This window comes from Frankia sp. Hr75.2 (assembly GCF_949319125.1).
GTDB lineage: Bacteria > Actinomycetota > Actinomycetes > Frankiales > Frankiaceae > Parafrankia > Parafrankia soli.
The window spans coordinates 1-833 of record NZ_CASGGV010000200.1 but is presented as its reverse complement, the minus strand read 5'-3'; the positions used below and the strand labels follow the sequence as shown (position 1 = coordinate 833).

Annotated in this window: 2 protein-coding genes; both read right to left on the bottom strand. The window is 70.7% G+C overall.

Annotation, left to right across the window (positions count from 1 at the left end; genetic code table 11):
* The coding region (locus AC559T_RS14995; protein WP_498869118.1) for a helix-turn-helix domain-containing protein at positions 1-384 on the bottom strand (384 nt) is incomplete at its 3' end.
* Positions 381-833, bottom strand: a 453-nt coding sequence (locus AC559T_RS14990) for an IS607 family transposase (RefSeq protein WP_498869117.1), incomplete at its 5' end; no start/stop codon positions are given. The genes AC559T_RS14995 and AC559T_RS14990, both read right to left, overlap by 4 nt.

Below are 833 nucleotides of genomic sequence, written 5' to 3'. Positions count from 1 at the left end.
ACGCTTTTTGAACCGGGGGAAACCGACCGTGCGGCCTTTCCGCTTGCCCGTGCGGGAGTCGGAGAAGTTCTTCAACCCGGCGGCCAACTGCGCCAGCCCGGCGGAGAACGCCTCCTTCGAGCACTCCGCCCACCACGGCGCGATGTCGTTCTTCACCGTGTTCCAGGCCAGGCGCAGCGCGGGCAGCGTCCACGGAACCGCGGTGAGCAGGTCGCCGGCCAGCCCGTAGGACTCCTCGGCCTCGCGCTGCGCCAGCGCGGCCTTCACCCGAGCCAGGCCCCAGTTGAACGCGAACCTGCACGCGCCCGCGTGCCGACGCAAGCCGGCACGCCCGATGTTGTTCGGGTCGAGCGCGAACCGGTACGCCTGCAGCGTCGTCTTCACATGGCTGCCTCGGTGGCGGCCGCGACGGCGCGAGCGGCCCGGTTCGCGGCGCCGCGGCGGCCATAGAGCCGGGCGCACATCGACGTCAGGATCTCGGTGATGTCCCGTACCAGGTCGTCGTCGACCTCCGAGGGATCGACGACGAGCAGCCGCCGGCCGCTGGCGGCAAGCGCGGCCTCGACATACTCGGCGCCGAACCGGGCGAAGCGGTCCCGGTGCTCGACGACGATCGTCGTCACCTCCGGGTCACCCAGCAACGCGAGGAACTCCCGGCGGTGCCCGTCCAACGCGGAACCGACCTCGGTCACGACCTTACCGACGGCCAAATTCTGGCCCGCAGTCCAGCGGACGATCCGGGCGACCTGCCGGTCAAGGTCCGATTCCTGGTCAGCGGACGAGACACAGGCATAGACCGCCACCGTCCCCGACGGGACCGATCGCGCGGGCTC